Annotated in this window: 20 protein-coding genes and 4 tRNA genes; 19 read left to right on the forward strand and 5 right to left on the reverse strand. The window is 53.9% G+C overall.

Features of this window, described 5'->3' with window-relative positions:
• Position 1 precedes the first annotated feature (1 nt).
• The 12 genes from rfbA to NNO04_RS10575 all read left to right on the forward strand — a co-directional run bounded on the left by rfbA (position 2) and on the right by NNO04_RS10575 (position 9,293).
• Positions 2 to 883, forward strand: coding sequence for a glucose-1-phosphate thymidylyltransferase RfbA (gene rfbA / locus NNO04_RS10520; RefSeq protein ID WP_271444610.1), 882 nt, complete (start codon positions 2 to 4; stop codon positions 881 to 883).
• The gene (gene rffC, locus NNO04_RS10525; protein ID WP_271444611.1) at positions 861 to 1,538 is read left to right on the forward strand and encodes a dTDP-4-amino-4,6-dideoxy-D-galactose acyltransferase; all 678 of its coding nucleotides are present in this window, start codon (positions 861 to 863) and stop codon (positions 1,536 to 1,538) included. The genes rfbA and rffC overlap by 23 nt, the downstream gene beginning before the upstream one ends.
• A gap of 4 nt (positions 1,539 to 1,542) precedes the next feature.
• Positions 1,543 to 2,673 carry a dTDP-4-amino-4,6-dideoxygalactose transaminase gene (gene rffA / locus NNO04_RS10530; protein ID WP_271444612.1) on the forward strand — a complete coding sequence of 377 codons (1,131 nt, stop codon included), beginning with the start codon at positions 1,543 to 1,545 and terminating at the stop codon, positions 2,671 to 2,673.
• A 1-nt stretch (position 2,674) separates the two neighbouring features.
• Entirely contained in the window at positions 2,675 to 3,925 is a 1,251-nt protein-coding gene (gene wzxE, locus NNO04_RS10535; RefSeq protein WP_271444613.1) for a lipid III flippase WzxE, read from the forward strand.
• Complete coding sequence (locus NNO04_RS10540) at positions 3,922 to 5,001, forward strand: TDP-N-acetylfucosamine:lipid II N-acetylfucosaminyltransferase (protein ID WP_271444614.1); 1,080 nt, start codon at positions 3,922 to 3,924, stop codon at positions 4,999 to 5,001. The genes wzxE and NNO04_RS10540 overlap by 4 nt, the downstream gene beginning before the upstream one ends.
• On the forward strand, positions 4,998 to 6,350 hold the full coding sequence (gene wzyE / locus NNO04_RS10545) for an ECA oligosaccharide polymerase (RefSeq protein ID WP_271444615.1): 1,353 nt from the start codon (positions 4,998 to 5,000) through the stop codon (positions 6,348 to 6,350). Before NNO04_RS10540 ends, wzyE begins: the two co-directional genes overlap by 4 nt.
• Before the next feature lie 2 nt (positions 6,351 to 6,352).
• Complete coding sequence (gene wecG, locus NNO04_RS10550; protein WP_271444616.1) at positions 6,353 to 7,093, forward strand: lipopolysaccharide N-acetylmannosaminouronosyltransferase; 741 nt, start codon at positions 6,353 to 6,355, stop codon at positions 7,091 to 7,093.
• Positions 7,094 to 7,368: 275 nt separating this feature from the next.
• Positions 7,369 to 8,754 carry a bifunctional threonine/serine APC transporter ThrP gene (gene thrP / locus NNO04_RS10555; protein WP_271444617.1) on the forward strand — a complete coding sequence of 462 codons (1,386 nt, stop codon included), beginning with the start codon at positions 7,369 to 7,371 and terminating at the stop codon, positions 8,752 to 8,754.
• Positions 8,755 to 8,856: 102 nt separating this feature from the next.
• A tRNA-Arg gene (locus tag NNO04_RS10560) sits at positions 8,857 to 8,933 on the forward strand.
• A 57-nt stretch (positions 8,934 to 8,990) separates the two neighbouring features.
• Positions 8,991 to 9,066: transfer RNA gene (locus tag NNO04_RS10565), tRNA-His, on the forward strand.
• A 22-nt stretch (positions 9,067 to 9,088) separates the two neighbouring features.
• A tRNA-Leu gene (locus NNO04_RS10570) sits at positions 9,089 to 9,175 on the forward strand.
• Between the two features lie 41 nt (positions 9,176 to 9,216).
• Positions 9,217 to 9,293, forward strand: a tRNA-Pro gene (locus NNO04_RS10575).
• Between the two features lie 595 nt (positions 9,294 to 9,888).
• Here the strand turns inward: NNO04_RS10575 and hemY are convergent.
• The 4 genes from hemY to hemC are packed head-to-tail and all read right to left on the reverse strand — an operon-like array spanning position 9,889 to position 14,029.
• Positions 9,889 to 11,085: a protoheme IX biogenesis protein HemY gene (gene hemY / locus NNO04_RS10580; RefSeq protein ID WP_271444655.1), complete on the reverse strand. Its 1,197-nt coding sequence runs from the start codon at positions 11,083 to 11,085 to the stop codon at positions 9,889 to 9,891.
• A 2-nt stretch (positions 11,086 to 11,087) separates the two neighbouring features.
• Positions 11,088 to 12,329 (reverse strand): uroporphyrinogen-III C-methyltransferase, encoded by a 1,242-nt coding sequence (gene hemX, locus NNO04_RS10585; RefSeq protein WP_271444618.1) that lies wholly within the window; start codon positions 12,327 to 12,329, stop codon positions 11,088 to 11,090.
• Between the two features lie 12 nt (positions 12,330 to 12,341).
• A complete protein-coding gene (gene hemD, locus NNO04_RS10590; RefSeq protein ID WP_271444619.1) occupies positions 12,342 to 13,091 on the reverse strand; it encodes a uroporphyrinogen-III synthase in 750 nt (249 codons plus the stop codon).
• A complete protein-coding gene (hemC, locus tag NNO04_RS10595; protein ID WP_271444620.1) occupies positions 13,088 to 14,029 on the reverse strand; it encodes a hydroxymethylbilane synthase in 942 nt (313 codons plus the stop codon). Before hemC ends, hemD begins: the two co-directional genes overlap by 4 nt.
• Before the next feature lie 389 nt (positions 14,030 to 14,418).
• On the opposite strand from hemC, the gene cyaA reads away from it, so the two are divergent.
• Positions 14,419 to 16,965 (forward strand): class I adenylate cyclase, encoded by a 2,547-nt coding sequence (gene cyaA, locus NNO04_RS10600; protein ID WP_271444621.1) that lies wholly within the window; start codon positions 14,419 to 14,421, stop codon positions 16,963 to 16,965.
• Between the two features lie 42 nt (positions 16,966 to 17,007).
• Here the strand turns inward: cyaA and cyaY are convergent, their stop codons facing one another.
• Positions 17,008 to 17,328, reverse strand: a complete 321-nt coding sequence (gene cyaY, locus NNO04_RS10605; RefSeq protein WP_271444622.1) for an iron donor protein CyaY — start codon at positions 17,326 to 17,328, stop codon at positions 17,008 to 17,010.
• 137 nt (positions 17,329 to 17,465) lie between these two features.
• On the opposite strand from cyaY, the gene lptM reads away from it, so the two are divergent.
• From lptM to uvrD, 6 genes are all read left to right on the forward strand, one after another.
• Complete coding sequence (gene lptM, locus NNO04_RS10610) at positions 17,466 to 17,669, forward strand: LPS translocon maturation chaperone LptM (RefSeq protein ID WP_271444623.1); 204 nt, start codon at positions 17,466 to 17,468, stop codon at positions 17,667 to 17,669.
• A 36-nt stretch (positions 17,670 to 17,705) separates the two neighbouring features.
• Positions 17,706 to 18,530: a diaminopimelate epimerase gene (gene dapF, locus NNO04_RS10615; protein WP_271444656.1), complete on the forward strand. Its 825-nt coding sequence runs from the start codon at positions 17,706 to 17,708 to the stop codon at positions 18,528 to 18,530.
• Positions 18,527 to 19,234 carry a DUF484 domain-containing protein gene (locus tag NNO04_RS10620; protein ID WP_271444624.1) on the forward strand — a complete coding sequence of 236 codons (708 nt, stop codon included), beginning with the start codon at positions 18,527 to 18,529 and terminating at the stop codon, positions 19,232 to 19,234. The genes dapF and NNO04_RS10620 overlap by 4 nt, the downstream gene beginning before the upstream one ends.
• Positions 19,231 to 20,133, forward strand: a complete 903-nt coding sequence (gene xerC, locus NNO04_RS10625; protein WP_271444625.1) for a tyrosine recombinase XerC — start codon at positions 19,231 to 19,233, stop codon at positions 20,131 to 20,133. The genes NNO04_RS10620 and xerC overlap by 4 nt, the downstream gene beginning before the upstream one ends.
• Positions 20,133 to 20,849, forward strand: a complete 717-nt coding sequence (gene yigB, locus NNO04_RS10630; RefSeq protein WP_271444626.1) for a 5-amino-6-(5-phospho-D-ribitylamino)uracil phosphatase YigB — start codon at positions 20,133 to 20,135, stop codon at positions 20,847 to 20,849. Before xerC ends, yigB begins: the two co-directional genes overlap by 1 nt.
• 149 nt (positions 20,850 to 20,998) lie before the next feature.
• Positions 20,999 to 23,161 (forward strand): DNA helicase II, encoded by a 2,163-nt coding sequence (gene uvrD / locus NNO04_RS10635; protein WP_271444627.1) that lies wholly within the window; start codon positions 20,999 to 21,001, stop codon positions 23,159 to 23,161.
• Positions 23,162 to 23,216: the final 55 nt, after the last annotated feature.

A 23,216-nucleotide genomic window follows, 5' to 3' on the forward strand; every position in this document is an offset into this window, starting at 1 on the left:
CATGAAAGGTATCATTCTGGCAGGCGGTTCAGGCACCCGGTTGCACCCGATTACGCGCGGCGTGTCAAAACAGTTATTGCCGATCTACGACAAACCGATGATCTACTATCCGCTCTCCGTGCTGATGCTGGCGGGGATCCGTGAAATTCTGATCATCACTACGCCGGAAGACAAAGGGTATTTCCAGCGCTTACTGGGCGATGGTTCAGAGTTTGGCATTGCATTGCAGTATGCCGAACAACCCAGCCCTGACGGCCTGGCGCAGGCATTTATCATCGGTGAAACCTTTCTGAACGGTGAACCTTCCTGCCTGGTTCTTGGTGATAATATCTTTTTTGGTCAGGGATTTAGTCCGAAACTACGCCACGTTGCTGCGCGCACGGAAGGGGCGACGGTATTTGGCTACCAGGTCATGGATCCTGAGCGTTTTGGTGTCGTGGAGTTTGACGACAATTTCCGCGCTGTCTCTCTGGAAGAGAAACCGAAACAGCCGAAATCCAACTGGGCAGTAACCGGGCTTTATTTCTACGACCACAAAGTGGTTGAGTATGCGAAACAAGTAAAACCGTCAGAACGCGGCGAACTGGAGATTACCTCCATCAACCAGATGTATCTGGAGGCGGGAAATCTGACGGTAGAGCTACTGGGGCGCGGTTTTGCCTGGCTGGATACGGGAACGCATGACAGCCTGATTGAAGCGAGTACCTTTGTGCAGACGGTGGAAAAACGGCAGGGATTTAAGATAGCCTGCCTGGAAGAGATCGCCTGGCGTAACGGTTGGCTGGATGATGAAGGCGTGAAGCGTGCTGCCAGTTCGCTGGCGAAAACAGGCTATGGCCAATATTTACTGGAGTTACTCCGTGCTCGTCCGCGCCAGTATTGAACCGCTGAACTGGGAAAATACGTTCTTTGGCGTAAACAGCGCCATTGTGCGTATCAGTCCTGACGCACCACTGCTGACACCAGAAGTCTTACAGCCCTGGTCACGAGTGCAGGCAAAAATTTCAGCGTCGTGCACGGATGAACTGGATGCCTTACAAGAACTGGGATTTTCGCTGGTCGAAGGTGAAGTCGATTTAGCGCTGTCGGTCGCAAACGTCCGGAATGACGGCGATGCGCAAGTGGCGCAACGGGCAGATATTCCAGTGTTACGCCAGTTGGCCAGTGAAGCATTTGCTCAAAGCCGCTTTCGCGCGCCGTGGTATGCGCCGGATGCCAGCGCCCGTTTCTACGCGCAATGGATCGAGAACGCCGTGCTGGGCACATTTGACCACCAGTGTCTGGTTCTCCGGACGACGGGGGGCGAGATTCGCGGTTATGTTTCGCTGCGTGAACTGAATGACGCCGATGCGCGAATTGGCCTCCTGGCAGGGCGCGGAGCAGGCGCTGAATTAATGCAGGCCGCGCTCTGTTGGGCGCAATCTCGCGGAAAGACAACATTGCGGGTGGCGACCCAAATGGGCAACACCGCCGCGCTTAAACGTTACATACAGAGCGGTGCCAACATAGAAAGCACCGCGTACTGGTTATACAGGTGACAAAATGATTCCATTTAACGCGCCGCCGGTGGTGGGAACCGAACTCGAATACATGCAATCAGCCATGGGCAGCGGCAAACTGTGTGGCGACGGTGGCTTTACACGCCGCTGCCAGCAGTGGCTGGAGCAACGCTTCGGCAGTGCAAAAGTGCTACTGACACCGTCCTGTACCGCCTCGCTTGAGATGGCGGCACTGCTGCTGGACATTCAGCCTGGCGATGAAGTCATCATGCCGAGCTACACCTTTGTTTCGACAGCGAATGCTTTCGTATTGCGCGGGGCAAAAATCGTCTTTGTCGATATCCGCCCGGATACCATGAACATTGATGAGACGCTCATTGAAGCCGCTATTTCTGAGAAGACGCGAGCCATTGTTCCGGTCCATTACGCCGGTGTTGCCTGTGAGATGGACACCATCATGGCGTTGGCGGCAAAGTACAACCTGTTTGTGGTCGAAGATGCCGCTCAGGGCGTCATGTCCACTTATAAAGGTCGCGCGTTAGGCACGATTGGACATATTGGCTGCTTTAGTTTCCATGAAACTAAAAACTACACTGCAGGTGGTGAAGGCGGTGCGACGTTGATTAATGACCGATCGTTAATCGAACGTGCGGAAATTATCCGTGAAAAAGGCACTAACCGTAGCCAGTTCTTCCGTGGTCAGGTAGACAAATACACCTGGCGGGATATTGGTTCCAGCTATCTGATGTCCGATCTTCAGGCAGCGTACCTGTGGGCGCAACTGGAGGCGGCAGACCGCATCAATCAACAGCGTCTGACGCTGTGGCAGACATATTATGACGCCCTGGCTCCACTGGCGCGCGCTGGACGCATTACCTTACCTTCAATCCCTGATGATTGTGGGCAAAACGCCCATATGTTCTACATCAAATTGCGGGATATTGATGATCGTAGCGCATTGATTAACTTTATGAAAGAAGCCGAAATTATGGCAGTCTTCCATTATATTCCGTTGCATGATTGCCCTGCGGGCGACAAATTTGGTGAGTTTATTGGCGAAGATCGCTATACCACCAAAGAGAGCGAGCGTTTACTGCGCCTGCCTCTGTTTTACAATCTGTCACCCGCCAATCAGCGTACGGTGATCACGACTTTACTCAACTACTTCTCCTGAAATGTCGCTCGCAAAAGCGTCCCTGTGGACGGCGGCCAGCACGCTGGTAAAAATTGGCGCGGGGCTACTGGTGGTGAAACTGCTGGCCGTGGCGTTTGGCCCCGCAGGCGTCGGCCAGGCGGGTAACTTTCGCCAGATGGTGACTGTGTTGGGCGTTTTGGCTGGCGCTGGCATCTTTAACGGCGTCACCAAATACGTTGCCCAGAATCACGACAATCCGGCGCAATTGCGCAATGTGGTCGGCACCTCCTCGGCGATGGTTCTGGGATTTTCGACCCTGCTGGCGCTGATATTTTTGCTGGCGGCGGTCCCTATCAGTCAGGGACTGTTTGGACATACTCACTATCAGGGGTTGGTGCGTCTGGTTGCGCTGGTGCAAATGGGGATTGCCTGGGCGAATCTGCTGTTGGCGCTGATGAAAGGGTTTCGTGACGCGGCGGGTAATGCACTGTCGCTGATCGTGGGTAGCGTGTTGGGCGTGGTGGCCTGGTATGTCTGCTACCGCATCGGTGACTACGAAGGCGCATTACTGGGGATGGCGTTGGTTCCCGCGCTGGTCGTTGTGCCAGCTGCGGTGCTGTTGCTTAAGCGTGGAACACTCCCTCTGCGCTATCTTAAACCTTCCTGGAATGGTGTCCTTGCCAGGCAACTGTGTAAATTTACGTTGATGGCGCTGATCACCTCCATCACGATACCGGTAGCGTACGTGATGATGCGAAACCTGCTGGCGGCGCACTACAGCTGGGATGAGGTTGGGATCTGGCAAGGTGTCAGCAGTATCTCGGACGCGTATCTGCAATTTATTACCGCCTCGTTTAGCGTCTATCTCCTGCCGACATTGTCGCGTCTGACAGAAAAGCGCGATATTACGCGGGAACTCGTCAAATCGCTCACGTTTGTTTTACCGGCGGTCGCGGTCGCGAGCTTTACCGTCTGGTTGCTGCGCGATTTTGCCATCTGGCTGCTGTTTTCCGCCAAATTCACGGCGATGCGCGATTTATTCGCCTGGCAGCTTGTCGGCGATGTATTGAAAGTGGGTGCCTATGTTTTTGGCTATCTGGTGATCGCCAAAGCATCGCTGCGGTTTTATATTCTGGCTGAAATCAGCCAGTTCATTTTGTTGACGGTATTTGCCCACTGGCTGATCCCCGCGCATGGTGCGCTGGGTGCTGCGCAGGCGTATATGGCAACGTATATCGTCTATTTTTCTCTTTGTTGTGGCGTATTTTTACTCTGGCGTAGGCGGGCATGACTGTACTGATTCACGTACTGGGATCGGATATCCCTCACCATAATCAAACCGTGTTGCGGTTTTTCAATGACGCGTTGGCCGCCACGAGCGAACATGCGCGCGTCTTTATGGTTGCTGGCCAGGATGCGGGATACAGTGAAAGCTGCCCGGCGCTCTCATTGAGCTTCTATAGCGGTAAAAAAACACTGGCAGATGCGGTGATTGCCCTTGCGAAAGCCAATCGCCAACAGCGCTTCTTCTTCCACGGCCAGTTCAATACCAGCCTGTGGCTGGCGCTGTTGAGTGGTGGAATTAAGCCGGAACAGTTTTACTGGCATATTTGGGGAGCGGATCTGTATGAAGTTTCCAGTGGGCTGAAATTCAAACTGTTTTATCCGATTCGCCGTATGGCGCAGGGTCGTGTCGGCTGTGTGTTTGCGACTCGCGGCGACCTCAGCTATTTCGCCCTGCGGCACCCTCGTGTACGTGGAGAATTACTCTATTTCCCGACGCGAATGGATCCTTCGCTGAATAACATGGCAAGCGAGCGCCAGCGTAAAGGGAAAATGACGATTCTGGTGGGAAATTCCGGCGATCGCAGCAACGAGCATATTGCGGCGTTACGCGCGGTACACCAGCAGTTCGGCGATACGGTAAATGTGATCGTCCCGATGGGATATCCGGCGAATAACGAGATCTATATCGAAGAGGTTCGTCAGGCGGGACTGGCGCTGTTCAGCGCTGAAAATTTACAGATCCTCAGCGAAAAGCTGGCGTTTGATGCCTATCTTACGCTGCTTCGTCAGTGTGATTTAGGGTATTTTATTTTTGCGCGCCAGCAGGGAATAGGGACGTTGTGCCTTCTGATTCAGGCTGGGATTCCGTGCGTCCTTAACCGAGAGAATCCGTTCTGGCAGGATATGGCGGAGCAGCATCTCCCGGTGCTGTTCACGACCGATCTTCTCAATGAATCCGTCGTTCGTGAAGCGCAGCGCCAGCTGGCGTCCGTCGATAAGAACGGCATTACCTTCTTTAGCCCGAACTATCTGCAGCCGTGGCATAACGCGTTACAGATTGCCGCAGGAGACATCGTATGAGCTTGATGCAATTCAGCGGTCTGCTGGTGGTCTGGCTGCTCTCCACCCTGTTTATCGGCACGCTGACCTGGTTTGAGTTTCGCCGCGTTCGCTTTAACTTCAATGTGTTTTTCTCCTTGTTGTTTCTGCTGACGTTCTTTTTTGGATTCCCACTGACCAGTGTTCTGGTCTTTCGTTTTGACGTGGGTGTGGCGCCGCCAGACATTCTGTTGCAGGCGCTGTTGTCTGCGGCCTGCTTCTATGCGGTTTACTACGTCACATATAAAACGCGTTTGCGTAAGCGGGTTTCAACGACACCGCGGAAACCGCTGTTTACGATGAACCGGGTTGAGACACATCTTACCTGGGTATTGTTGATGGGGATTGCGTTGGTGAGCGTGGGGATCTTCTTCATGCACAACGGATTTCTGCTGTTCAAGCTTAATTCCTACAGTCAGATCTTCTCCAGTGAAGTCTCCGGCGTGGCATTGAAACGCTTCTTCTACTTCTTTATACCGGCGATGCTGGTTATTTATTTTTTACGCCAGGACAGCAAAGCGTGGCTGTTCTTTTTGGTCAGCACTGTCGCGTTTGGTTTGCTTACCTACCTGATCGTCGGCGGCACACGTGCCAATATCATCATCGCGTTTGCCATCTTCCTGTTCATTGGCATTATTCGTGGCTGGATTTCACTCTGGATGCTGGTGGCGGCGGGGGTACTGGGTATCGTCGGTATGTTCTGGCTGGCGCTAAAGCGCTACGGGATGAACGTCAGTGGCGATGAAGCGTTCTACACCTTCTTATATCTGACCCGTGACACCTTCTCTCCGTGGGAGAACCTGGCGCTGCTATTGCAGAATTATAACAATATCGATTTTCAGGGGCTGGCACCGATCGTCCGTGATTTTTACGTCTTTATTCCTTCCTGGCTCTGGCCTGGACGGCCCGGCATTGTGCTCAACTCCGCGAATTATTTTACCTGGGAAGTTCTTAACAACCATTCAGGCCTTGCCATTTCACCGACCCTTATCGGTTCGCTGGTGGTGATGGGAGGGGCGTTGTTTATTCCGCTTGGGGCTATTGTGGTTGGTTTGATTATCAAGTGGTTCGACTGGTTGTATGAGCTGGGTAATCGGGAAACCAATCGTTATAAGACGGCGATTCTGCACAGTTTTTGCTTTGGTGCCATCTTCAATATGATTGTCCTGGCACGAGAAGGTCTGGATTCGTTTGTCTCACGGGTAGTGTTTTTCCTCGTGATTTTTGGTGTTTGTCTGTTGGTGGCGAAACTGTTGTTCTGGCTTTTTGACTATGCCGGACTCATTCAAAAACGAAAACCCTCGCTGCCGCAGACACAGGTTGAAGGGTAAAGATGACAGATAACACAACTGCACCCGTCTACGCGCTGCGTGGATTACAGCTGATTGGATGGCGCGATATGCAGCATGCGCTCAATTACCTGTTTGCAGAAGGCCAGATCAGGCAGGGAACGCTGGTAGCGATCAACGCCGAGAAGATGCTGACGGCGGAAGATAACCCCGAAGTCAGGGAGTTGATTAACGCCGCCGAGTTTAAATACGCGGACGGTATTAGTGTTGTGCGCTCGGTGCGCAAAAAATTTCCTCAGGCTCGCATCTCGCGTGTTGCCGGTGCCGATCTCTGGGAAGCGTTGATGGCGCGGGCAGGAATGGAAGGCACCCCCGTCTTTCTGGTAGGTGGCAAGCCGGAGGTGCTGGCGCAAACACAAGCCAAATTACGCGCGCAATGGAATGTGAATATCGTCGGCAGCCAGGACGGATATTTTAAGCCTGAAGAGCGTCAGGCGCTGTTTGAGCGTATTCACGCCAGCGGCGCGAAGATTGTGACGGTCGCGATGGGGTCGCCAAAACAGGAAATCCTGATGCGTGATTGTCGTCTTATTCATCCACATGCCTTATACATGGGCGTGGGTGGTACGTATGACGTTTTTACCGGACACGTTAAGCGCGCGCCAAAAGTATGGCAAAAACTGGGGCTGGAATGGTTGTACCGCTTATTATCACAGCCGAGCCGTATTACCCGACAGTTACGTTTACTGCGTTACCTCCGCTGGCACTATACCGGCGACCTCTGAATTTCCCTCTGATCCCTCGGGTAGTGCACTCTGCGTAATGCACTACCCCGTCGCACAATGATTGCTGCTTTATTGCTCAAAGCATTTATTTTTTTAATGCTTTGTTTGCCATTTTGGAAAATTTAAGAAACCATTCGCCCCCATCATTGCAGTGCTGCGGTCATTTTTACGTCAACCGTAAACCGCCCGGCACCGCATGGTCAGTTATGGCAAAAGAAGTACTCATAACAATAACCGGTCATACCGGGAAAAAGGCAAACACGACAAGAGGAACTATGGCAGAGAAGAAACCGGAGCTACAGCGTGGGCTGGAAGCTCGTCATATCGAATTGATTGCTCTCGGGGGCACTATTGGCGTCGGCTTGTTTATGGGCGCAGCCAGTACGCTGAAATGGGCCGGACCGTCAGTCCTGCTGGCGTATATCGTTGCCGGGCTTTTTGTTTTTTTCATCATGCGTTCAATGGGCGAAATGTTGTTCCTTGAACCGGTTGCCGGTTCATTTGCCGTCTACGCTCACCGCTACATGAGCCCTTTCTTCGGGTATCTCACGGCATGGTCTTACTGGTTTATGTGGATGGCGGTGGGGATCTCGGAGATAACCGCCATTGGGGTCTATGTGCAATTTTGGTTTCCAGAAATGGCGCAATGGATACCCGCATTGATCGCCGTAGGGCTGGTCGCGCTCGCGAATCTCGCCGCTGTTCGCCTGTATGGCGAAATCGAGTTCTGGTTTGCAATGATCAAAGTCACCACCATTATTGTGATGATCGTGGTTGGTCTGGGGGTGATTTTCTTTGGTTTTGGTAACGGCGGTCAGGCCATTGGTTTTGGCAACCTGACAGAGCACGGCGGTTTCTTTGCCGGTGGCTGGAAAGGATTTCTCACAGCATTGTGCATTGTGGTGGCGTCCTACCAGGGTGTTGAGCTGATCGGCATTACCGCCGGTGAAGCGAAAAACCCGCAGGTTACGCTGCGTAGCGCGGTGGGCAAAGTGTTGTGGCGTATCCTGATTTTCTACGTGGGTGCGATTTTCGTTATTGTGACCATCTTTCCGTGGAACGAAATTGGCAGCAGCGGTAGTCCATTTGTTCTGACCTTTGCCAAAATCGGGATTACCGCAGCGGCCGGGATTATTAACTTTGTGGTGCTGACGGCGGCGCTTTCCGGTTGTAACAGTGGAATGTATAGCTGCGGGCGTATGCTGTATGCGCTGGCGAAGAACCGCCAGCTTCCGGCTGCGATGGCCAGGGTGTCTCGCCACGGCGTACCGGTTGCTGGTGTGGCGCTCTCTATCTTGATTTTGCTGATTGGCTCATGCCTTAACTACATTATCCCAAATCCTCAGCGTGTCTTTGTCTATGTCTACAGTGCGAGCGTATTACCAGGCATGGTGCCGTGGTTTGTGATCCTGATTAGTCAGTTGCGCTTCCGTCAGGCGCATAAAGAGGCGATCGCCAGTCATCCTTTCCGCTCGATTATGTTCCCCTGGGCGAATTATTTGACGATGGCGTTCCTGATTTGCGTTTTAATTGGCATGTACTTTAATGAAGAGACTCGTATGTCGCTGTTTGTCGGTATCCTCTTTCTGCTTGTCGTTACCCTCGCTTATAAGGTTTTCGGCCTGAATCGGGGTGTTGATATTCAGAAAGTGGAGAAATAAGCGACAAAACGCACAAACCCTGAGCAAACGAACATTTTCTTTTAAAAGGCACTAGACAGCGGGGTGGGAAGTCCGTATTATCCGACCCCGCAACGGCGCTAAGCGCCCGTAGCTCAGCTGGATAGAGCGCTGCCCTCCGGAGGCAGAGGTCTCAGGTTCGAATCCTGTCGGGCGCACCATTTACCCGGTGCTGGAGCTGCGGTGGTTTTAAAGACCGCGTAAAAAGATTTGTAGTGGTGGCTATAGCTCAGTTGGTAGAGCCCTGGATTGTGATTCCAGTTGTCGTGGGTTCGAATCCCATTAGCCACCCCATTATTTGATAAGTTGTGACAATGCGAAGGTGGCGGAATTGGTAGACGCGCTAGCTTCAGGTGTTAGTGTTCTTACGGACGTGGGGGTTCAAGTCCCCCCCCTCGCACCACGACTTAAAGAATTGAACTAAAAATTCAAAAAGCAGTACATCGGCGAGTAGCGCAGCTTGGTAGCGCAACTGGTTTGGGACCAGTGGGTCGGAGGTTCGAATCCTCTCTCGCCGACCAATTTTGAACCCCGCTTCGGCGGGGTTTTTTGTTTTCTGATATTCCTCTCTTGTGCTTTATCCCCCGAATACATCCACAAACACTATGTCACTATCTGACGATGCCATTGCGTAAGGTTGTCGCTGTCGGGCGACAATTAACTTTATGTTTTTACACTATTTCTTCATATTCGCGGATATTTGTCTCTATACAGAGACAAACAGCGTCCCGTGGTGGAGAGGGATGTAGATGTCAGGCGTCGCTGACCCGCTCAGGGCGCGGTTCCCCGAATAGTCTGAATCCCTGCTTTTTGCAGTTCAATCATGGCACACATTGTGCAATAATATACGGGTAGATGCTCATTCCATCTCTTATGTTCGCCTTAGTGCCTCATAAACTCAGGAATGATGCAGAGCCGTTTACGGTGCTTATCGTCCACTGACAGATGTCGCTTTCGCCTCATCAAACACCATGGGCATAACGTTGAGTGAAGCACCCATTTATGTTGTCATACAGACCTGTTTAACGCCTGCTCCTGATGGAGTGGGCGTTTTTTTATGGGTGTTACCGTAGGATGGTATGCCCGGTAAGCTGCTCGCCACCGGGCATGAAGGTGTTACTGCGGAGGGTTATTCTGCAATGTCAGCATCAGGCCATCGCGACGCATAGCCGCAGCGTCTTCCGGCTGATGGAGTCTGTCCAGCACATCGGCAAGCCAGGCGTAGTCATAGGCATCCGGACGTTGCTTGAGCGCAGCGCGGAAGGCCAGGGCAGCCTCTTGCCACTCACCATGTTTCATCAGCGACTGACCCAGCGTGCTCCACAGTAGCGGACGATCGCCAACATTTTTAATCTGTTGACGGAGTACTTTCTCCACCAACTCTGGATTGTTGGTTTTCAGACGCGGGATCGGCAATACCAGACGATCGTCATACTGGCGTTTCAGGCCATCGATGATGATCTGCTGCGCGGTATCGTGATCGTCACACTCGATCAGATGTTCTGCCATGGCAACCTGCAGGGCAACCTGATGGCGGGTTTTGCGGCTTTGGTTTTTCCACCAGCTACGCAACCCTTCACTGCCCTGATCGGCACGCGCCTGATCCATCAAACCAATCCACGCCTGTTGTTCCAGCAGGGTGCGGTGCTCTTCATCACCGACTTTGGCTTTCGCCATCGACGGGATAATCTCCAGCAACGATCCCCATGCGCCGGTACGGATGTAGGCTTGCTCTGCCAGACGCAATACTTCCGGATGGCGCGGTGTCACTTCCAGCAGTTTGTCTACGCCATGGCGGGCCGCGTGGTCTTCATTACGCGCCAGTTGCAGACGTACGCGGGCAATTTCCACTGGGATGGTGTCGTTACCTGCGATCTCGGCAGCGCGCTCGAGGTGTTGATTCGCACGCGCTTCATCGCCACGCTGTTGCGCCGCTTCAGCGGCCAGAAGGTAGTTCACCACCGGCTGTTCAGCATGATCGGCATTTTTCGACATCAGTTTTTCAACTTGCTGATAATCACCTTCTGCCAGTTTGAGAAGCGCCTGCTCCGTTTGCTTACGCGCACGGCGGCGTTTACGGCCCACAAACCAGCCGCGCGTGTGAGCGCCTGTGCGGAAAACGCGGCGTAGCAGCCATTCGATCGCAAACAGAACAACCATCATGACGATCAGAATAATCACCAGACCGGTGACGCTGGTTTCAATGTTGTAGTTGTCGGTCTGGATCAGCACATACCCCTGATGTCCCGCGAGCATCGGACCCACCACAATACCTGCGATCAACAATACAAAGAGCAATAATACTTTTAGCATCATTATTCTCCTTGCGGCGCAGCGGACGGAGTGTCTGCTTGTGGTGCAGGTGCAGGTGCAGGTGCAGGTGCAGGTGCAGGTGCAGGTGCAGGTGCAGGTGCAGGTGCAGGTGCAGGTGCAGGTGCAGGTGCCGAAGTTGCTGATTGCGCCAACAAATTACGCACGCGGGTTTGCATCAGCTTCTCAAGAATTTCCTGGCTTTTCAGCGTCTCCGGTACATCCATGGTGATGCTCTGCTGGCTCAGTTTGTCCACTTCATCAAGAAACGCTTTGGTTGTCGCATCTTCGGTGTCGTAGTACGCGCGAACCCAGGTGGAAACGTTATCCAGCGCCTGGCGGTATGTTTCTTCCTGGTGGCGCGGAACGGCTTGCGCCGCGACTAACAGGCGTGAACGGATATTTTCACGCAGGTAAACATCCTGATTTGGCGCCAGCAGCGGCACGGCAGTTTCATCGCGACGACGAATGGTGATGAAGCTGTCCATAAAGTTCTGCCAGCTTTTTTGCAGGTTCACGCGCCATTCACTAATGGAGCTCGAAAGTTCGCTGCTGTCGGAATCCATCGGTGAGTCATCGTTGTCGTTGTCAGCCAGACGCAGATTATCGATCTGGTTAGAGAGTTGGTTGACCTTGAGGATAATACCGTCGTAGTCCACCTGCGAGACAGATGACAGGCTGGCGATATCATCGGTAATGGCACGGCGAGCGATGATAAGGCTCGGATCGTTCATATCCGCAAGACTGGCGTCCGCGCTTTTTAACAGCGCAGCGGCGGTGGTGACATCCTGATCGCTCCACAGCTTACGTCCGGCGAGCTTTACCAGAAAATCAGCCTGCGCCAACAGCCAGGTTTTGGCATCGCTTCCAGATATTGTGGCGACTTTCTGCTGCACGTCGGCGAGCTGTTTTGCCAGAGTCGTTTGCTGACGATTCGCCTCATCCAACTGAGTTGCCTGTTTTTTAATTATGCTTTCGAGTTCTGTCTTTTGGGCTTCCTGCGCTTTTTGCAATGCTATCAGTTGATTAGCTAACGCATCGCTGGTGGCTGTCTGCGTCGTCGCCTGTTGTTTTCCCCAGCCATAAAGTCCAACCCCTGCCGCAAGGGCAATGGCGATGGCCACCGCGCTCAGGATCAGCGAGGTGCTATTTTTGCTCTTTTTCTCAGTGTTGACTGGCTGTGATGTGGTTTCCACGGCCTCCCTGGTTTCTTCAACCGTGGCGGAGGATTTTTCTTGTTCCGTCATTATGGCATCCCATTATGAGAGTAATTGTAATGCGCGCAGTAGCGCATCGTTGTCGGCGTTATCAGCGACCTTAATATCTTGCCAGCCCAGTTCCCGGGCGAGGTGCGCCAGACGCTCGCTGACGACCAGCAGTCGACAGCGTAGTAACCAGTGTTCCCGATACCATTGTGGTGTCATTGACCAGAGCTGTTGCAGCATCTCGCCACTGGTGACAACCACCGTTGTCACACCACGAGAGTGCCAGCGCATGGCCTCTTGCGCACCGTCGTAATGCTTTGCACTGCGTTGATAACATTCACAAAAAGTGACATCAGCCCCGCGTTCTATTAGGGTGTCTCCTAACAGTTCACGACCACCGTTGCCACGTAAAATAAGCGCCTGTTTACCTGCAATATTTTGTAATTCAGGTAATTGTAGCAAGACTTCGCTAATTTCCCGATCCAGAGGATAACGAATATTGCGCCCGCTCACCGTATGGAGCGCCAGCGCTGTGGTGCGGCCAATAGCAAAATACTGCGGGAGCGTTGGCCAGTTTTGCCCTTGCTGCTGAAGTTGAGCATGGGCGAAAGTGACAGCATGTTGGGAAAGGGCGAAGACGAGATCGTTCTGAGTCAGCGTGGCCAGGTGGTTGGCAAGTGTATTAAGCTCGCGGCCTGGCGTGAACTCAATGAGCGGAAAGCTCCAGGCCACCTGCCCCAGTGTGCGCAGACGGCTCACTAACTCTTCCCCTGAGGGAGACGGGCGGGTGACCAGAATACTCATGCGGGGGCTTCTCCGTTGTAAACCTCTGTCAGAATAGCGCGGGCTCCGTTCTCCAGCAGTTCTTCCGCCAGGGAGATGCCCATCTGTTCGGCATCCTGAGGCGATCCGCGTCGTTCACCGCGAATCATCTGCGAACCATCAGGGGCGCCTACTAACGCACGTAACCAGATTTCACCGTCGATGATTTCAGCATAGCTGCCAATGGGCACCTGACAGCCGCCTTCCAGACGGGTGTTCATGGCGCGCTCCGCTTTGACGCGCACGGCGGTTTCATCATGATTCAGCGGCGCCAGCAGTTCCCGGGTACGGGTATCATCCAGTCGACACTCAATGCCAACCGCGCCCTGCCCGACAGCGGGAAGCGAAATTTCTGGCGGCATGGCGGTGCGGATACGTGACTCCAGACCCAGGCGTTTTAACCCGGCAACGGCCAGAATAATGGCGTCATAGTCACCGTTATCCAGTTTGCTGAGGCGCGTTCCGACATTGCCGCGCAACGAGCGGATAATGAGGTCCGGACGGCGTTCGGCCAACTGGCACTGGCGACGCAGGCTGGAGGTGCCTACGATGCTGCCTGCCGGCAGTTCATCCAGATGATGATAGGTATTGGAGACAAACGCATCGCGCGGGTCTTCGCGTTCGCAAATGGTGACCAGTCCGAGGCCTTGCGGGAATTCAACCGGTACATCTTTCATCGAATGCACTGCGATATCCGCGCGCTTCTCCAGCAGTGCGACCTCCAGCTCTTTGACGAACAAGCCTTTTCCGCCCACTTTCGCCAAAGGGGTATCAAGAATTACGTCGCCACGTGTCACCATTGGCACCAGTTCAACAACCAGTCCAGGATGATTCGCCATCAAGGCGTCTTTGACAAAATGTGCCTGCCAGAGCGCAAGGGGGCTTTGGCGTGTGGCAATTCTTAAAACTTTGTCTAACATGCTTGTTACCGTCATTATCGTCCGTGGACCATCCTAACATCCTTACAAGTGGGATGTCAGTGTTACGGTCAAAGGTGAGTGAGAGAGAAGGCGTTGTGTCGTCAATGGCAGTGAAGAGTGACGAGAAAGCGCCTTGCTATATTACGGAATTTACACGAAGCGAACGGTGCTACACTGGTAAGTAGTGCAACTTTCTTTACGGTCAATGAGCAAGGTGTTAAATTGATCACGTTTTAGACCATTTTTTCGTCTGCGCCTCAAAGAGGAGACCGAAAAAAGGTAACGGCTATTTTTGACATACGGTATATCCCGAATGATGACGTTTGCGAAACCACGTAACGGTAACGACAAACAGAAACATGACGGGTAGCAACATCAGGCGATACGTCTTGTACCTCTATATTGAGACTTTGAAACAGAGACTGGATGCCATAAATCAACTGCGTGTGGATCGCGCGCTTGCTGCCATGGGACCTGCTTTCCAGCAGGTATACAGTCTGCTGCCGACATTATTGCATTATCACCATCCGCTGATGCCGGGTTACCTGGATGGTAACGTTCCCAAAGGCATCTGTTTCTATTCGCCTGATGAAACTCAACGCCACTATCTGAATGAACTGGAACTGCACCGCGGTATGTCTGTGCAGAATCCGCCGAAGGGTGAATTGCCGATTACTGGCGTTTACTCAATGGGCAGTACGTCTTCAGTAGGGCAAAGCTGTTCCTCTGACCTGGATATCTGGGTCTGCCATCAATCCTGGCTCGATAGCGAAGAGCGCCAGTTGCTGCAACGCAAATGCAGCCTTCTGGAAAGCTGGGCCGCCTCGCTGGGTGTTGAAGTCAGCTTCTTCCTGATCGACGAAAACCGTTTCCGCCACAATGAAAGCGGCAGTCTGGGTGGTGAAGACTGTGGCTCCACACAGCATATCCTGTTGCTGGATGAATTTTACCGCACCGCTGTGCGTCTGGCCGGTAAACGTATTCTGTGGAGTATGGTGCCGTGCGACGAAGAAGAGCATTACGACGATTACGTGATGACGCTCTACGCGCAGGGTGTGTTAACGCCAAACGAATGGCTGGATCTGGGTGGGCTGAGCTCACTCTCTGCGGAAGAGTACTTTGGCGCCAGCCTTTGGCAGCTGTACAAGAGTATTGATTCGCCGTACAAAGCGGTGCTGAAAACGCTGCTGCTGGAAGCGTATTCCTGGGAGTACCCGAATCCGCGCCTGTTGGCGAAAGATATCAAACAGCGTCTGCACGATGGCGAGATCGTATCCTTTGGTCTTGATCCCTACTGCATGATGCTGGAACGCGTTACTGAATATCTCACGGCGATTGAAGACCCAACGCGCCTGGATCTGGTGCGTCGATGTTTCTACCTGAAAGTCTGCGAGAAACTGAGTCGTGAACGCGCCTGCGTTGGCTGGCGCCGTGAAGTCTTAAGTCAGTTAGTCAAAGAGTGGGGATGGGACGAAGCGCGTCTGACCATGCTCGACAATCGCGCTAACTGGAAGATCGATCAAGTCCGTGAAGCACATAACGAACTGCTTGATGCCATGATGCAGAGCTATCGTAACCTGATCCGTTTTGCGCGCCGTAACAACCTTAGCGTTAGCGCCAGTCCACAGGATATCGGGGTATTGACCCGTAAACTGTATGCCGCATTTGAGGCGCTGCCGGGTAAAGTGACGCTGGTGAACCCGCAGATTTCGCCGGATCTCTCCGAGCCGAATCTGACGTTTATCCATGTGCCGCCGGGTCGTGCCAACCGTTCAGGATGGTATCTCTACAACCGTGCGCCGAACATGGATTCCATCATCAGCCATCAGCCGCTGGAATATAACCGTTACCTGAACAAGCTGGTGGCCTGGGCGTGGTTTAACGGCCTGCTGACCTCACGTACGCATCTGTTTATTAAAGGCAACGGCATTGTTGATCTGCCGAAGCTGCAGGAGATGGTGGCTGACGTGTCGCACCATTTCCCTCTGCGTTTGCCAGCGCCAACGCCAAAAGCGCTCTACAGTCCGTGTGAAATTCGTCACCTGGCGATTATCGTCAACCTTGAGTATGACCCGACAGCGGCGTTCCGTAATCAGGTTGTGCATTTTGATTTCCGCAAGTTGGATATCTTCAGCTTTGGCGAAGAACAAAATTGCCTGGTGGGCAGCGTTGACCTGTTGTATCGCAACTCATGGAACGAAGTGCGTACTCTGCATTTCAACGGCGAACAGGCGATGATTGAAGCGCTGAAAACGATTCTGGGCAAAATGCACCAGGATGCCGCCCCGCCGGACAGCGTGGAAGTGTTCTGCTATAGCCAGCATTTACGTGGATTGATTCGCACTCGTGTACAGCAACTGGTTTCTGAGTGCATTGAATTGCGTCTCTCCAGCACACGGCAGGAAACGGGGCGCTTCAAAGCGCTACGCGTTGCAGGCCAGACCTGGGGACTGTTCTTTGAACGTCTGAATGTGTCAGTGCAGAAGCTGGAAAATGCCATTGAATTCTATGGCGCGATTTCACATAACAAGCTGCATGGACTTTCTGTGCAGGTTGAGACAAACCATGTGAAATTACCGTCGGTGGTGGATGGTTTCGCCAGTGAAGGGATTATTCAGTTCTTTTTTGAAGAAACGGGCGATGATAAAGGCTTTAATATCTACATTCTGGACGAAAGTAACCGGGCGGAAGTGTACCATCACTGCGAAGGTAGCAAAGAAGAGCTGGTGCGCGACGTGAGCCGCTTCTATTCGTCTTCCCACGATCGTTTTACGTACGGCTCCAGTTTCATCAACTTTAACTTGCCTCAGTTCTACCAGATCGTGAATACCGATGGTCGTGCGCAGGTGATCCCGTTCCGCGCGCAGTCGATTAGTACCGTGCCTCCTGCCAGCCAGGACAACGACACGCCGTTATTACAGCAGTATTTCTCTTGATGTTTATGCCGGATAAGGCGAAGACCCTATCCGGCACAACACTTAACGGAAGCTAACGTTTTCACCCGCTTGTTGCGTTGCCGCTTGCTCAAGTAGCGCCCAGAAAGTCTCTCCGCTGCGGTCGCAGATCCATTCGTCGCCTTTCAGATCAAAATGGTAGCCGCCCTGTTTGGTCGCCAGCCACACCTGGTGCAACGGCTCCTGGCGGTTGATGATGATTTTGCTGCCGTTTTCAAAGGTAATGGTCAGCACACCACCGTTAATTTCGCAGTCGATATCGCTGTCGCCGTCCCAGTCATCCAGACGCTCTTCAATGGTCATCCACAGGGTATCCGCAAGGCGATGAAATTCACTGTCGTTCATTTTTTTATCCCATTTTTCGTGATGTTCGCAGTATAACGCGAAACAAAACACGTTGCAGTTTGCAGGCAAACTCTTGCTTTTACGTCTTCTCCTGCGATGATAGAAAACAGAAAGCATGAACTTACAGGCAATCCACAATGAAAAATGTGTTTCAGGCACTCGCTGTACTTCTTACTCTGTTCAGCCTGACGGGCTGCGGTCTAAAAGGCCCGCTCTATTTTCCGCCAGAGGACAAGAATGCACCGCCTCCGACGAAGAAGGTTGAACCGCAAACGCAATCCACCCTGCCAGAACGAAATGATCGTGCAACAGGCGACGGCCCTACTCAGGTGAATTACTGACGGTAACCCTCTGTACCCGCGTGAATGGAGCGAATGATGCAATTCTCTAAAATGCATGGCCTTGGCAACGATTTTATGGTCGTCGACGCGGTAACGCAGAATGTCTTTTTCTCGCCGGAGTTGATCCGCCGTCTGTCGGACAGACATCTGGGGGTCGGATTCGATCAACTGTTGGTTGTCGAACCGCCTTACGATCCCGAGCTGGATTTTCATTACCGCATCTTTAATGCGGATGGCAGTGAAGTCTCGCAATGCGGTAACGGTGCACGCTGTTTTGCCCGGTTTGTCCGCCTGAAAGGGTTGACGAACAAGCGTGATATTCGCGTCAGCACGGCCAATGGCCGCATGGTTCTGAGCGTTACCGACGACGAACTGGTACGGGTCAATATGGGCGAGCCCAACTTTGAACCGGCGCAGGTGCCGTTTCGCGCCAACAAAGCGGAAAAGACCTATATTATGCGAGCCGCTGAACAGACAGTATTGTGCGGCGTCGTTTCGATGGGGAACCCGCATTGCGTGATTCAGGTTGATGATGTTGATACGGCCGCCGTAGAAACGTTGGGGCCGGTTCTGGAAAATCATGAACGCTTTCCTGAGCGCGCCAATATCGGGTTTATGCAAGTGGTTAAACGCGAGCATATCCGGTTACGCGTTTATGAGCGTGGGGCAGGAGAAACCCAGGCCTGCGGCAGTGGCGCGTGCGCTGCTGTGGCGGTTGGTATTCAGCAGGGTTTGTTAGCAGAAGAAGTACGCGTGGAATTACCGGGCGGTCGTCTTGATATCGCCTGGAGAGGTCCGGGCCATCCGTTATATATGACTGGCCCGGCGGCACATGTCTACGACGGGTTTATTCATCTATGAAGCAACCAGGGGAAGAACTACAGGAAACACTCATGGAACTGGATGACCGCGCGGTCGTCGAGTATTTGCAGCGTCACCCTGAGTTTTTTATCCGCAATGCGCGCGCTGTCGAAGCGATGCGTGTCCCGCACCCGGTGCGTGGAACCATCTCTTTAGTTGAATGGCATATGGCGCGCGCGCGCAACCATATCAACGAGCTCGAAGAGAACATGACGCTACTGATGGAGCAGGCGAACGCCAACGAAAGCCTGTTTTATCGTCTGTTGCATCTCCAGGGGCGACTGGTGTCAGCCGGCAGTCTGGATGAGCTGCTGATACGTTTTCATCGCTGGGCGCGCGATCTGGGGCTGGCAGGGGCAACAATCCGCTTATTCCCCGATCGCTGGCGACTCGGTGCGCCGTCGAGTTTCACGCATCTGTCATTAAACCGCCAGGCCTTCGAACCGTTGCGTATTCAACGTCTGGGGCAGGAGCAGCACTATCTTGGCCCGCTCAACGGTCCGGAACTGCTGGTGGTGCTGCCGGAAGCCAAAGCGATAGGCTCGGTGGCGATGTCAATGCTGGGACGCGAGGGCGATCTCGGTGTCATGCTGTTCAGCAGTCGTGATGCACACCATTATCAGCAAGGGCAAGGGACGCAGTTGCTGCAAGAGATATCGCTGATGTTGCCGGAATTGCTCGAGCGTTGGATTGAACGCATATGACGGATTTGCCGCTTTCGCAGGATGTTGCCCGCTTTTTGCGTTATCTGGGCGTGGAGCGGCAACTTAGCCCAATAACGCTCCTGAACTATCGCCGTCAGCTTGATGCCATTATCGCGTTAGCCGGGGAAGCCGGAATGCAAAGTTGGCAACAATGTGATGCTGCGAGAGTACGCAGTTTTGCGGTGCGCAGTCGTCGCAAAGGGCTTGGGCCTGCCAGTCTGGCATTACGTCTCTCTGCATTACGCAGTTTCTTCGACTGGCTGGTGAGCCAGGGCGAGTTGCCGGCTAACCCGGCGAAAGGGATCTCCGCACCCAAAGCGCCGCGCCATCTGCCGAAAAATATCGACGTTGATGATGTGAATCGTCTGCTGGATATCGACCTCAATGACCCGCTTGCCGTGCGCGATCGGGCAATGCTGGAGGTGATGTACGGCGCAGGGTTGCGTTTGTCAGAATTGGTTGGGCTGGATATTAAACACCTCGATCTCGACACTGGCGAAGTGTGGGTGATGGGGAAAGGCAGCAAAGAGCGACGTCTGCCCATCGGACGCAATGCGGTGGCGTGGATTGAACACTGGCTGGATCTGCGTGGCCTGTTTGGCGGTGACGACGATGCGCTGTTTCTCTCCAAACTGGGGAAACGGATTTCAGCGCGTAACGTGCAAAAACGGTTTGCCGAGTGGGGCATCAGGCAGGGGCTGAATAGCCATGTGCATCCGCATAAACTGCGTCACTCGTTTGCCACTCATATGCTGGAGTCGAGCGGCGACCTGCGCGGTGTGCAGGAGTTGTTGGGGCATGCCAACCTCTCGACCACCCAAATCTATACTCATCTTGATTTTCAACACCTGGCCTCGGTGTACGATGCGGCGCATCCGCGCGCCAAACGGGGGAAATAATGCGTTTTTACCGGCCGTTGGGGCGCATCTCTGCGCTCACCTTTGACCTGGATGACACCCTTTATGATAACCGTCAGGTTATTCTGCGCACGGAGCAGGAAGCGCTCGCCTTTGTGCAAAACTATCACCCTGCGCTGCGCACATTACAAAACGCCGACCTGCAACGTTTACGTCAGGCAGTGCGTGAAGCGGAGCCAGAGATTTACCATGACGTCACCGAGTGGCGGCATCGCGCCGTAGAACGCGCCATGTTGAACGCGGGATTATCAGCGGAAGAGGCGACGGCAGGCGCCAACGCGGCGATGATGAATTTCGCAAAGTGGCGTAGCCGGATTGACGTCCCGCAGGAGACACACGACACGCTGGCAGCGCTGGCTGAAAAGTGGCCGCTGGTGGCGATCACCAACGGCAATGCGCAGCCGGAATTGTTTGGGCTGGGCGACTATTTTGAGTTTGTCCTGCGGGCGGGGCCGGACGGTCGTTCTAAGCCGTTTAGCGACATGTATACCTTAGCCGCTGAGAAGCTCAACGTACCGATCGGCGAGATCCTGCATGTGGGCGACGATCTGACCACTGACGTCGCTGGCGCCATTCGCTGCGGTATGCAGGCGTGCTGGATCAAGCCGGAAAATGCCGACCTGATGCAGACCAATGACAGCCGTTTGTTACCGCATCTGGAAATTTCCCGGTTGGCATCGCTGACCTCGCTGATATAATCCTCAATAGTTCTGTATAAAATTCCAGGGTTTTGGCGGATGGCGCTACGCTTATCCGCCCTACGGTGACTGCGATCACGTAGGCCCGATAAGCGAAGCGCCATCGGGCATTTCGCAGTTTATCTATTCCTAACGCGGCGGTGCCATCAATGGACGTTTCTTACCTGCTCGACAGCCTTAATGACAAACAGCGCGAAGCCGTCGCTGCCTCGCGCACCAACATGCTGGTGCTGGCGGGGGCGGGCAGTGGTAAGACGCGTGTGCTGGTACACCGTATCGCCTGGCTACTGAGTGTAGAAAACTGCTCGCCGTACTCCATTATGGCAGTGACGTTCACCAACAAAGCGGCGGCGGAGATGCGCCATCGTATCGGGCAACTGATGGGAACGACGCAGGGCGGGATGTGGGTCGGAACCTTCCACGGGCTGGCGCACCGTCTGCTGCGTGCGCACCATCTGGACGCCAATTTGCCGCAGGATTTCCAAATCCTGGACAGTGAAGACCAGTTGCGTCTGCTGAAGCGCCTGATCAAAGCCATGAATCTTGACGAGAAGCAGTGGCCGCCGCGTCAGGCGATGTGGTACATCAACAGCCAGAAAGACGAAGGGCTGCGCCCGCACCATATTCAGAGCTACGGCAACCCGGTTGAGCAGACCTGGCAGAAGGTCTATCAGGCTTATCAGGAAGCGTGCGACCGCGCCGGGCTGGTCGATTTCGCCGAACTGCTGCTGCGCGCTCACGAACTGTGGCTCAACAAGCCGCACATTCTTCAGCATTACCGCGAACGCTTCACCAATATCCTGGTCGACGAATTCCAGGATACCAACAACATTCAGTACGCGTGGATCCGCCTGCTGGCGGGCGATACCGGCAAGGTGATGATTGTCGGCGATGATGACCAGTCAATCTACGGCTGGCGCGGCGCACAGGTTGAAAACATTCAGCGCTTCCTCAACGATTTTCCCGGCGCGGAAACCATCCGCCTGGAGCAGAACTACCGTTCAACCAGCAATATTTTGAGCGCGGCGAACGCCCTGATTGAAAACAACAACGGTCGTCTCGGTAAGAAGCTGTGGACTGATGGCGCGGACGGCGAGCCTATCTCGCTCTACTGCGCCTTCAACGAACTCGACGAAGCGCGCTTCGTGGTCAACCGCATCAAAACCTGGCAGGACAACGGCGGCGCGCTGGATCAGTGCGCCATTCTCTATCGCAGCAACGCCCAGTCGCGCGTGCTGGAAGAGGCGTTACTCCAGGCGAGCATGCCGTACCGCATTTACGGCGGCATGCGCTTCTTCGAACGTCAGGAAATCAAAGACGCACTCTCTTATCTGCGGTTGATTGCAAATCGTAATGACGACGCAGCGTTTGAGCGCGTGGTCAACACGCCAACGCGCGGCATCGGCGATCGTACCCTGGATGTGGTGCGTCAGACGTCACGTGATCGCCAACTGACGCTGTGGCAAGCCTGCCGCGAGCTGTTGCAGGAAAAAGCGCTGGCGGGCCGCGCGGCGAGCGCGCTACAGCGCTTTATGGAGTTGATTGACGCGCTGGCGCAAGAAACGGCAGACATGCCGCTGCACGTGCAGACTGACCGTGTGGTGAAAGATTCCGGTCTGCGCATGATGTACGAGCAGGAAAAGGGCGAGAAGGGTCAGACGCGTATCGAAAACTTAGACGAACTGGTGACGGCAACGCGCCAGTTCAGCTACAACGAAGAAGACGAAGATTTAATGCCGTTACAGGCGTTCCTTTCCCATGCCGCGCTGGAAGCGGGTGAAGGGCAGGCGGATACCTGGCAGGATGCGGTGCAGTTAATGACTCTGCACTCGGCGAAAGGGCTGGAGTTCCCGCAGGTATTTATCGTCGGTATGGAAGAAGGGATGTTCCCGAGCCAGATGTCGCTCGACGAGGGCGGGCGTCTGGAGGAAGAACGCCGTCTGGCCTACGTCGGCGTGACCCGGGCGATGCAAAAACTGACCCTGACCTACGCCGAAACACGTCGTCTGTACGGAAAAGAGGTTTACCATCGTCCGTCGCGCTTTATCGGTGAACTACCGGAAAACTGCGTGGAAGAAGTGCGTCTGCGCGCGACCGTGAGTCGCCCGGTCAGCCATCAGCGGATGGGGACGCCGATGGCGGAGAACGACACTGGCTACAAACTCGGCCAGCGCGTGCGCCACGCTAAGTTCGGCGAGGGCACCATTGTGAATCTGGAAGGCAGCGGTGAGCACAGTCGCCTGCAGGTAGCGTTCCAGGGGCAGGGAATCAAATGGTTAGTGGCGGCCTACGCCAGGCTGGAAACGGTCTAACATCACTAACCTTATGATTCGTAGGCCGGATAAGGTGAAGCCGCCATCCGGCAAT

The sequence above is a fragment of the Citrobacter sp. Awk 4 genome (assembly GCF_028069725.1).
Taxonomy (GTDB): Bacteria; Pseudomonadota; Gammaproteobacteria; order Enterobacterales; family Enterobacteriaceae; genus Citrobacter_D.

Coding starts and splice junctions, on each gene's coding strand:
- rfbA (WP_271444610.1), top strand. CDS start 2: ATGAAAGGTATCATTCTGGCAGGCGGTTCAGGCACCCGGTTGCACCCG.
- rffA (WP_271444612.1), top strand. CDS start 1,543: ATGATTCCATTTAACGCGCCGCCGGTGGTGGGAACCGAACTCGAATAC.
- wzxE (WP_271444613.1), top strand. CDS start 2,675: ATGTCGCTCGCAAAAGCGTCCCTGTGGACGGCGGCCAGCACGCTGGTA.
- NNO04_RS10540 (WP_271444614.1), top strand. CDS start 3,922: ATGACTGTACTGATTCACGTACTGGGATCGGATATCCCTCACCATAAT.
- wzyE (WP_271444615.1), top strand. CDS start 4,998: ATGAGCTTGATGCAATTCAGCGGTCTGCTGGTGGTCTGGCTGCTCTCC.
- wecG (WP_271444616.1), top strand. CDS start 6,353: ATGACAGATAACACAACTGCACCCGTCTACGCGCTGCGTGGATTACAG.
- thrP (WP_271444617.1), top strand. CDS start 7,369: ATGGCAGAGAAGAAACCGGAGCTACAGCGTGGGCTGGAAGCTCGTCAT.
- hemY (WP_271444655.1), bottom strand. CDS start 11,085: ATGCTAAAAGTATTATTGCTCTTTGTATTGTTGATCGCAGGTATTGTG.
- hemX (WP_271444618.1), bottom strand. CDS start 12,329: ATGACGGAACAAGAAAAATCCTCCGCCACGGTTGAAGAAACCAGGGAG.
- hemD (WP_271444619.1), bottom strand. CDS start 13,091: ATGAGTATTCTGGTCACCCGCCCGTCTCCCTCAGGGGAAGAGTTAGTG.
- hemC (WP_271444620.1), bottom strand. CDS start 14,029: ATGTTAGACAAAGTTTTAAGAATTGCCACACGCCAAAGCCCCCTTGCG.
- cyaY (WP_271444622.1), bottom strand. CDS start 17,328: ATGAACGACAGTGAATTTCATCGCCTTGCGGATACCCTGTGGATGACC.
- lptM (WP_271444623.1), top strand. CDS start 17,466: ATGAAAAATGTGTTTCAGGCACTCGCTGTACTTCTTACTCTGTTCAGC.
- dapF (WP_271444656.1), top strand. CDS start 17,706: ATGCAATTCTCTAAAATGCATGGCCTTGGCAACGATTTTATGGTCGTC.
- NNO04_RS10620 (WP_271444624.1), top strand. CDS start 18,527: ATGAAGCAACCAGGGGAAGAACTACAGGAAACACTCATGGAACTGGAT.
- xerC (WP_271444625.1), top strand. CDS start 19,231: ATGACGGATTTGCCGCTTTCGCAGGATGTTGCCCGCTTTTTGCGTTAT.
- yigB (WP_271444626.1), top strand. CDS start 20,133: ATGCGTTTTTACCGGCCGTTGGGGCGCATCTCTGCGCTCACCTTTGAC.
- uvrD (WP_271444627.1), top strand. CDS start 20,999: ATGGACGTTTCTTACCTGCTCGACAGCCTTAATGACAAACAGCGCGAA.